Genomic DNA, 10,352 nt, shown 5'->3' with positions numbered 1-10,352 from the left:
AATTTTAGAACTTTCAATTGTTTGTCACTGAACGAGGAAATCAGAATAATTAATTAGAATTAATACACCCAAAATTGTTTGTTCTTTCATTAATAAAAACAAAAAAGCAACTAAGAATATTGATTTGCATTCCGAGTTGCTCAATGCTTTAAGGTTTTGATTAAGGTAAAAGTGAACAAAAATAACACTCAAAATTTATCTTTACACTACCTATGATATATTATATTTCTTCTACTTGATGTCTGGAATTAATTTTTAATACCCTTTTACATTTCTTAGCTAATTCAAAGTCATGCGTTACGATAATAATCGTTTTTCCTTGCTCATTCAATTTTTCAAACAATTCAAAGATTATTTGTTTATTAACGTCATCTAGTGAACCTGTTGGTTCATCAGCTAAAATTAAATCATGAGGTTTAAGAATGGCTCGAGCTATCGCAACCCGTTGCTGTTCTCCCCCAGAAAGCTCATATATTTTCTTGTTTTGATAACCACCTAGACCAACAAATTCTAATACTTTTCAATTTCTAGTAGTTTCTCTTTTTTCTTAAGTGAACGATATTTCATGGCCATTAAAAGGTTGTACAATACTGTTTGGTTATCAAGAAGTGCAAAATTTTGAAAAACATAACTAATTCGTTCCCTTATTAATTTATTCGATTGGATAGAGTTTGGTTTAATATGTTCTTCATCAAATATTTTTACTTTGCCACTATCTACCGATTCAATTAATCCCAAAATATTAAGTAAAGTCGTTTTACCACTTCCACTTTCACCAACAATAGCGACAAAATCATTCGGATTAATATAAAAGCTACAATTATCTAAAATTGTTTTGTCACCAAATTTTTTATTTATATTAACTAATTCGATCATTGAAATCACCCACTCTTAATAAGTTTGTTTAAACTTACTTTTCTCTTCGTTAAAGCCCATAAAATTAAAACACCAACGTCACAAATTGAATAGATTAAACTAGGGATTAAAGTATGGGAATTTAAACTTACCAATATAATTAATAAGATTGCATGAATAATCAAGTATAAAATTATTTCCAATTGATATTGATCAACCAGTTTATATCCTAATAATGAATTAATCGCCAATTCTCGCTTTCTTATATTGTTTGAAACAGTAATTAATCCAATTGTAGTAATAAATCCTAAGCCGATTAATATCAATAGAAGCACTATTTCTACCTCTTGATATTGGTTATAGTAATCGATTAATTCTTTAAAAAATTCTTGGTAGTTAGTAAATTTAAATGAAACTAAATGAGCATAGCTATCCAATACTGCTTTAAGCTCGTTTGAATTAAGTGGATTACTTTTAAATTTAACTACAGAATTAGGTCCTGTATTGGCAATTAACCTTTGTTCCATCAATAGCATATCACTTGAATTATTACTTAAATGAATTATCCAGGGTTTGTTATTCACTCGATTACCATATATGTCTATTGGCTTTTCTGATTCAACAATTGTGACCTGAATATCTTCAACTGTAACCGGGTTAGGATTTTGAATATCTTTTACTGAAAAAAATCCAACAATACTCTCCATATTTTCTAAACCAATAGCATCAAAATATTCTTTAGTAGTCAACAATTGAATCTTATTGCTAGATGTATGATTTATTTGTTTTTCAATTTTTGGAAAATGTTCATTCAAATATTGCTTATTCATTGATATAAAATTAAAATCTTTATCGATAGGATAATAATCAAAATGCATTTTATCTGATTCAATTTCTTCAAGGTTAGCAAAATAAATAAGCTGATTCATTTGAATACTTTTATCATATAGTTCAGTTAAAGCATTATTAAGAAAATTTTCCCCCACACCGTATACTGCTTGACCTTCTTGTGTTAAATTGAAATTTTCAACAAATACATAATCGCTAATATCCACCACTTTCTCCATATTATTTTTAGACTCTATCATTTGTATTTGTAAGGCTCCATACTGAAAAATTAAGAAACCGATGACAATTGTGCAAATTAACTTAATTATCGCAATTAAAGGTAGGAAGAACTTTAAATGAGGTGTATGCCCCTTAATCACATCATTTAAAGTTTGTTTAGAGAATATACGAATAATGATAGACTCGATAACAGTCATTAATAATAAAATACCCGCTTGAGTCAATAAGAGATGTAACCAAAAATTTTTCGGAAAATAACTATTACTCAATAAGAAATATAAATTTATTACAGCAGTTGTACATAAGAAACAAAATAACTCTAATAAGCTAGGCTCAATAAAAAGGTGGTAACGGCTATAACCTAATAATTTTTTAATTCCAAAAATTTCTAAATTATTGATTGGGATAAGCAATTTCATTAAAAAATAAATAATAAAGCTCAAAATTCCTAAAGCTAAAAAGCCAATTAAATAAAGATTAAGCATTGAGAATACTTGAGTCACTGAATTATTCAATAAATCTTCTTTTGGAGTCTGATAAAACTGCTCAAATTTAGTAATTAAACTTTCTAAATTAATAGGGGAATTTGAAACAAGGTAGTATGTTCCTCTTATACTTTTTAAATTGTCAGCAAAGTAACTAGACATGGGCTGATAGATATTTTCTCGAGTTCCAAAATTTAATACTAACTTCTTATTAGAGCTAAAACTTTTACCATCCATTAATAATTTTTTTCCTTCCTCCGTTAATAATAATTCCTCTGCAGTGATAGATTGAGGATTTAAAATAACAGAATGAAAGACAGCGGATTGATCAATGTCATTTTTGACAATCGTAACCTCTTCTTCTTTTGAAATATTATCTAAAAAATTAAGATGTTCATCAATCGAGACGGTATCTTGTTTTATATATATTTCAACTGCATAAGGTGCGACCTTTCCCAATTGAGTAGTATCAAAATAATGGTAATTTTCATACACATTATAAACAACAAGACTACTTAATATCGTTAAAATAATTAAAATAAAATATTTAGTTTGTTTCATCTTGATACCTCCGGAATAAAGTTACAGAACAGTAATTCTCTGTCAACTAATATACATTATAATAATACGACATACCCGTAGGTGGAATATTGTATACCTTGGCTTGTGCCCAATATCCGGCGTAGGCTTCAGCATAATTTGAACCTTTAGTTGGATGAATTACAGTAGAACTATGGTATCGTGTTGGATGTAGGTAATCAGAATACCCACAATTCATTGTATGACAGACACCATAATTCCAAGTACCACCATCAACGTACTGAGTAGCAGCATAAACTATCATCGGAGAGGCTAACATTAAAACAGAAAAATAAATTCCCATTCGTTTTAACAATTTTACCATTTTTATCCTTCCTCCCATATTATCCCTTATTAAATATTACTCTTCTGTTACTTAGAAATATTATACCAACGATTTGTTTTTTTGCAAACGCTTTATTAATAGAAAATATATTTTTATTTATCAAAATTTAATGTTTTTTTAATGTTTAATAATTTAATTTAAATGTCTCCATTCGCTAGACCTATAATTTTTTCGTAAAAATCCCACCTCAACTTTTAAAGTCAAGATGGGATTTGATACTAATTATTCAAAAGATGATTATTCAACGGTAACTGATTTTGCTAAGTTACGTGGTTTGTCAACATCTAAGCCTCTATGCAAAGCTGTATAGTAAGCTAATAATTGTGTAACTACCACAACACCTAAAGGTGCTAATAATGTTGGCATATTTGGTAAAATAAAGAAGTCATCTTCGTTAGCTACTTCTTCAGTACTAATGACAATTGCTTTGGCTCCACGCGCTTTAACTTCTTCTACGTTACCACGTGTATGAGCCGCCACAGCTGGATTACTAATTAAAGCAATGACAGGTACCCCTTCTTCAATTAAAGCGATGGTACCATGTTTTAATTCTCCTGAAGCGAAAGCTTCTGTTTGGATGTATGAAATCTCTTTTAATTTCAATGCAGCTTCCATAGAAACATAGTAATCAGATAAACGTCCAATGTAGAAAGCATTGCGGTTTTCAATTAAATTATTTTGAACCCACTCTTCTAACATCGATTTTTCTGATAAGACACCTTCCATAATCGCTGCAATTTTACTTAATTCTTGATGCATATCGAATAAAGCAGGTAAATTACGTTCTACACGCATCGCTTCTGCTATGATTGACATAACCGCAATTTGGGCTGTATAAGCTTTAGTTGAAGCTACAGCAATTTCTGGTCCAGCATATAATAACATGGTATAAGTTGCTTCACGTGATAAAGTAGAACCTTTAACATTGGTGATTGTTAATGAATGGTAACCTAATTCATTGACTTTAACTAATGCTTGACGACTATCAGCCGTTTCACCACTTTGAGTTAAGAAAATAAAGAATGGTTTGTCCCCTAATAATGGAATATCATAACTAAATTCACTTGCTAAATGAACTTCAACTGGCGTTTTCGTTAATTTTTCAATCACAGATTTACCAACCCAACCTGCATTGTAACTTGTACCACATGCCACAATATGAATACGGTCCGCATTTAATAAATCGGCTTTTAATTCAGGTTCAATTTCAAATCGATCTTCTGAATTCGTATACTCAGAAATTAAACGACGAATCACCGTCGGTTGCTCATCAATTTCTTTAATCATATAGAAAGGATAAGTACCTTTTTCTAAATCATCCGCATCTAATTCTGCAATAAATGGTTGACGATTAACCACTTCACCAGAATATTTTTCGATTTGCACATGATTTTCAGTTAAGGTCACTAATTCTTTATCATGGATTTCTAAATACTGGTTAGTCATTTGAATCGCAGCCATCGCGTCAGAACAGATTATATTAAATCCTTCTCCTAATCCGACTAATAATGGACTTTTATTTTTTGCTGCATATAAAGTATCAGGATCTTCATTATCAATTAAACTGAAAGCATAAGAACCTTCAATAACTGATAAAGCTTTTAAGAAAGCGGTTTTAGTGTCCATACCTTCATTTGAGAAATGTTCTACTAAAGCTACCGCTACTTCTGTATCAGTATCTGAATAGAAATTAACATCAGCTAAATATTGTTCTTTGATTTGAGTATAGTTTTCAATTACACCATTATGAACTAAAACGAAACGTCCATTTGGTGAAGTATGAGGATGGGCATTTTCCACTGTTGCAGGACCATGAGTAGCCCAACGTGTATGACCAATCCCAATTGAAGCCGGTAAATCAAAATCAACAGTTGCTTTTAAATCTGCAATACGACCTACTTCTTTAAATAAACCATTATGAGTTTCATCTTTTACATAAATACCTGCTGAATCATAACCACGGTATTCTAATTTTTCTAACCCATTAATCAAAAATTCTTGTACTTTACCATTACCAACAAAACCTACTACACCACACATATAAATATCTCCTTTTTTATATCAATTTATATTGCTTTTAGGTGTTGTGTTTCTTTTTGTGAGAACCTTTCGGTTATTCTTTGTAGAAACACTGTAGACTACACTGCCTTGAACCATCCGCCGAATCTTTCGATAAGTTCAATCCTCGTCACCTTTTCAGGCCTGGCGCTATCCGATATTATTTTTATCCTCCTATAAGTTATTTTCTAAAAGCTTTTTTATTTTACCTTTTTTTTCATGAAAATGTCAAGAACTTGCGTCCTAATTCACATGGTATGTATGATAATTTTCATGTTGGATTACTAAATAGAATAAAAGGTCTAAAAGTTGAGCCCTTTATTTGCTTAAATTTCGTCCATATAAAATTATAATAAGATTCCCCAATTTATCGCACGTAACATTCCCCAGTTATAAACCAATGCAACAATCTAATTAGCTACTGCCAAGTATTTATTCAACCAAAATAGAAACATTTCACAAAAGCTATCTCTACTCACTCCGTCACACCTTTCCCGGAGGCGAAAGGCATCAGCAGAAATTTTTCTCACGAAAAATTTCAACCACTTAAATCTCTCTCTTTCTCTTTTTTTATGAATGATAAAATGTTAGTTTATTATCATTAGTAATGACTAGGATGTATTTTCGCATGAGCGCTGTTGAACTTTAGTTCTTACAACGCCTCAGAAAATCAAGTCTGTAGGTTCTTCGAAGAAAACCGAAAGACGGTCCCATTACTCTTCAATGATAATAAACTAACAAAAAATATTTCATTGCTTTTTAATAACAATCCACTAACGAAATATGAAATTCAAACATTACTCTTCAATGATAATAAACTAACAAATAAATCATTCCTAGCCATTTCTCATCAATCAAAAAAACTCCCCACTCATAAAGTGAGGAATTTCTTGCAAAAAAAAACTATCTTGGTTCCATTTTAATCTCTAAATACAAATCATTAAAATGAATTAAACTTTCTTGTCCTAAATTAGCATAGACTTCTAAATGGCTAATCGTATCATCACTTGGATAGAAAGCTTCATCCGATGTGATTTCTGGATCTAACAAATCAAACGCAGCCTTATTCGGTGTTGAATAACCAATATACTCTGCATTACGCGCCGCAATCTCTGGACGCATTAAAAAGTCAATTAAAGCATGTGCTCCTTCTACATTTTTAGCATTTTTTGGAATCACAATATTATCGAACCAAATATTAGAACCTTCTTCCGGAACGACATAGACAAGGTCTTCATTTTCCTCCATCGCCATCGCTGCTTCACCTGAGAATGTCACACCAATTGGCGCTTCATCTTGCACTAAATGCATTTTAATTTCATCAGCCGCTAAAGCAATCACATTCGGCATTAAAGCTTTCATCTTTGCAGTCGCCACAGTTAACGCCGTCTCATCGGTATCATTTAGTGAAAAACCAAGCGACTGTAACCCAATGCCTAGCACTTCACGAGCCCCATCAATTAATAAAATTTTATTTCTTAAATCATCAGCCCACAAATCATCCCAATGATGAATCTCGCGCCCCACTTTATTAGGATCATAAACTATTCCTAAAGTACCCCAGAAATACGGCACTGAATATTTATTATCCGGATCGAATGATAAATCCATAAAACGACTATCAATATTCTTAATATTAGGCAATAAATCATAATTTAAAGGTTGTAACATATCATTTTCCATTAACTGTTCAATCATATATTCACTTGGCACCAGAATATCATAGGTAGTACCACCTTGTTGAACTTTAGAAAACATCGCTTCATTAGAATCGAAAGTCTCATAAATAATACGATAACCTGTTTCCTCTTCAAATTCAGAAATCAATGCTGGATCAATATAATCTCCCCAGTTATAAAAGACAATGGTATTACCACCCGCCATACCACTACTTGCTTCTAAACGGTGACGAAGGAAAAATAACACGCCAACTGCTAATAATAGGGCTATTACTGCATTAAGTAATTTTTTCATCTACTTCGCCCCTTTCGCTTTACGACGTTTTTGTTCACTCATTTGGATGAAATAATAACTCACCACTAATGCCAACGCTAATAAGAACATCAAGGCACTTAAAGCATTAATCTCTAAACTAATACCTGTACGTGCTCTTGAATACACTTCAACCGATAATGTACTAAAGCCATTACCCGTTAAGAAGAAAGTCACGGCAAAATCATCTAGTGAATAGGTAAAAGCCATAAAGAACCCGGCAAATATACCACTGCTAATACTTGGTAATATAATATGACGCACAGTTTGACCATGAGTAGCACCTAAGTCTTGAGCAGCCGTAAGCATTGAAGGATTCATCTCATATAAACGTGGTAACACCATTAATACCACAATCGGAATATTAAATGCAATATGTGCAATTAATACCGTTCCAAAGCCCATTTGCACAGGGATTAAAATAGAGAATAAAATTAAAAAGCTAGCCCCCATCATAACATCAGGTGTCACCATTAACACATTATTGAGATTCAAAATCGTATTACGTTGCTTTTTGCTACGATTAAAGTAGATAGCAATCGCACCAAAAGTCCCAATAATGGTGGCAATTAAGGCAGAAAGTATCGCCACAATAAAAGTATTAATAATAAAAGTCATCAATCTTGTATCTTGAAATAATGTCTGATAATGCTCTAAGGTAAAGCCTGTAAAGCCCGTCATATCGCCACCTTCATTAAAAGAATACATAATTAAATAAAAGATTGGTGCATATAAAATAAGAAACATTACGACGATATATAAATTTTGCCATTTAAAACGACGATTACTCACCCAAAGCACCTCCTTGATCACGGCGCTCACGTGTTACATACATTACCAAGACCATTGAAATTAACAAGATAACCCCAATAGCCGAACCCATGCCCCAATTTTGAGTCACTAAGAAATGCTGTTCAACCGCCGTCCCTAGTGTAATAACCCGATTGCCTCCAATTAAACGTGTTAACATGAAAAGTGACAGTGATGGAATAAAGACTGCTTGTACCCCACTACGAACGCCACGCATCGATAAAGGGAATACCACTCGTTTTAAAGTCTCCCACGGTGTCGCTCCTAAGTCATTACTCGCTTCCATTAATGAATTAGGAATTTCATCAATCGAGTTAAAAATCGGTAACATCATAAACGGTAATTCAATATAGGCAGCAACAATTAAAAAGGCCACATTAGTGAATAGTAATTGTTGACGACCAAAACCAAAATTCTGTAACCAATGATTAATCGGTCCCGTTTGACCTAATAAACCAATAAAAGCATACGTTTTAAGTAACAAATTAATCCAAGTCGGCAAAATAATTAACAATAACCACAATTGTTTGTTTTTAGTTTTGGTTAAAAAATATGCCATTGGATAGGCCATTAAAAAGGTTACCAAGGTCACTAAAAACGCATAGAAGAAAGAAGATAAAGCCATGCGAATATAGTTACCTGAGGTAAAGAAATTAATATAATTTTGAAAAGTGAAATGGCCGTTAATATCAAAAAATGACTTGAACAGTAACAAAATAATCGGTGCGATGACAAAGAGTAGTATCCATAAATAATATGGAATTGCTAATAAATGATTCTTCTTTTGATTCATTTACTCCCTCCTAATCTTCATATTGTTCTAAACGGGCATCAAATTCTTCTTCTGTTTCATTAAAACGCATAACATGGATTTGATCTGGTTCGAAAAACAAGCCAATAACCGCTCCCGGTTCTACTTTCTTTGTTGTATGAATCATCCATTCATTCCCTGCGTCATCATAGGCAATGACTTCATTAAACATCCCTCTAAATAGCATCGTATCAACATGGGCCACTAACTTTCCTTTTTCAGGAGCTACCACATCAATATCCTCAGGTCGAATCACTACTTCAACCGCTTCACCACTTGGGATTCCGGCATCTTCACAGTCAAATTCTTTGCCAACAAACGCAACACGATAGTCTTCAATCATTCGCGCATTAATAATATTACTTTCACCAATAAAATCAGCTACATAACGGTTAATTGGCTCATCATAAATATCTGAAGGTGTGCCTGATTGTACGATTTCACCTTTATCCATTACAAAAATCCAATCAGACATTGCTAAAGCTTCTTCTTGATCATGAGTAACAAAAACAAACGTAATATTCAAACGTTGTTGTAATTCACGTAATTCATACTGCATATCGGTACGTAATTTTAAGTCTAACGCAGAAAGAGGTTCATCTAATAATAAAACCTCTGGTTCATTGACTAAAGCGCGGGCAATCGCTACCCTTTGTCTTTGTCCTCCCGACATTTCTTGAATATCACGATTTTCATATCCTTCTAATCGTACCATTTTTAACGCTTCTTTTACTTTCGTTTCAATGGTAGCTTTATCCATTTTTTTCATCGTAAGGCCGAATGCAATATTATCAAATACATTCATATGAGGGAACAAAGCGTAATCTTGGAAAACGGTATTTACTTTACGTTTATTAGCTGGAATCTCAGTGACTTCCTTTCCATCCAAATAAACCTTACCAGTAGTCGCTTCAGCAAAACCAGCAATGATTCGTAAAATCGTGGTCTTCCCACAACCAGAAGGACCTAATAGCGTATAGAACTTTCCTTTTTCGAGTTCCATATCAATTTGCTTCAAAACTTGGGTATCACCATAGGATTTTGTGACATTTTCAAGTATGACTGTATGATTTGTTTGCATTTCAACACTCCTTTATTTCAGCATTCAAAATGAATTATAGCATAATATTTTGCCTAAACAATATCTTTTCACAAAGTTATTTATTTGTTTTTTAAATAACCTGTCTTATGGATTCAACAGAATTTTAAAAAACTATGCTCAGCTTCTATATAACTCAGTTTGAGACTACTCAATCACTGCGCCTTTTTTTAACAAGCAATAACTTAACTAAATTTTTCAAGTTGATGCCCAACCTCTCTATGGCTTATTTTATATAAAAAATAAGGG

At 32.5% G+C, this 10,352-nt stretch carries 7 protein-coding genes and 1 pseudogene; all 8 read right to left on the bottom strand.

Annotated features, from left to right (window positions below):
• Nucleotides 1-220 precede the first annotated feature (220 nt).
• A pseudogene (locus tag GSA01S_RS07470) lies at nucleotides 221-876 on the bottom strand (ABC transporter ATP-binding protein).
• 5 nt (nucleotides 877-881) lie between these two features.
• The gene (locus GSA01S_RS07465; RefSeq protein ID WP_066126272.1) at nucleotides 882-2,969 is read right to left on the bottom strand and encodes a bacteriocin-associated integral membrane family protein; all 2,088 of its coding nucleotides are present in this window, start codon (nucleotides 2,967-2,969) and stop codon (nucleotides 882-884) included.
• Nucleotides 2,970-3,015: 46 nt separating this feature from the next.
• Nucleotides 3,016-3,312 carry a lactococcin 972 family bacteriocin gene (locus GSA01S_RS07460; protein ID WP_083513257.1) on the bottom strand — a complete coding sequence of 99 codons (297 nt, stop codon included), beginning with the start codon at nucleotides 3,310-3,312 and terminating at the stop codon, nucleotides 3,016-3,018.
• Nucleotides 3,313-3,570: 258 nt separating this feature from the next.
• Complete coding sequence (gene glmS, locus GSA01S_RS07455) at nucleotides 3,571-5,373, bottom strand: glutamine--fructose-6-phosphate transaminase (isomerizing) (RefSeq protein WP_066126271.1); 1,803 nt, start codon at nucleotides 5,371-5,373, stop codon at nucleotides 3,571-3,573.
• Between the two features lie 921 nt (nucleotides 5,374-6,294).
• A complete protein-coding gene (locus GSA01S_RS07450) occupies nucleotides 6,295-7,365 on the bottom strand; it encodes an ABC transporter substrate-binding protein (protein WP_066126269.1) in 1,071 nt (356 codons plus the stop codon).
• On the bottom strand, nucleotides 7,366-8,130 hold the full coding sequence (locus GSA01S_RS07445) for an ABC transporter permease (protein ID WP_066126274.1): 765 nt from the start codon (nucleotides 8,128-8,130) through the stop codon (nucleotides 7,366-7,368). It lies immediately after the preceding gene.
• A gap of 37 nt (nucleotides 8,131-8,167) precedes the next feature.
• Complete coding sequence (locus tag GSA01S_RS07440) at nucleotides 8,168-8,986, bottom strand: ABC transporter permease (protein WP_066126268.1); 819 nt, start codon at nucleotides 8,984-8,986, stop codon at nucleotides 8,168-8,170.
• A gap of 10 nt (nucleotides 8,987-8,996) precedes the next feature.
• Nucleotides 8,997-10,085, bottom strand: coding sequence for an ABC transporter ATP-binding protein (locus GSA01S_RS07435; RefSeq protein WP_066126267.1), 1,089 nt, complete (start codon nucleotides 10,083-10,085; stop codon nucleotides 8,997-8,999).
• Nucleotides 10,086-10,352 lie beyond the last annotated feature (267 nt).

The organism is Globicatella sanguinis NBRC 15551 (genome assembly GCF_001552295.1).
In the GTDB taxonomy this organism is placed as follows: domain Bacteria; phylum Bacillota; class Bacilli; order Lactobacillales; family Aerococcaceae; genus Globicatella; species Globicatella sanguinis.
The sequence above is the reverse complement of the archived record's forward strand: the minus strand, read 5'-3'. Positions and strand labels throughout refer to the sequence as shown.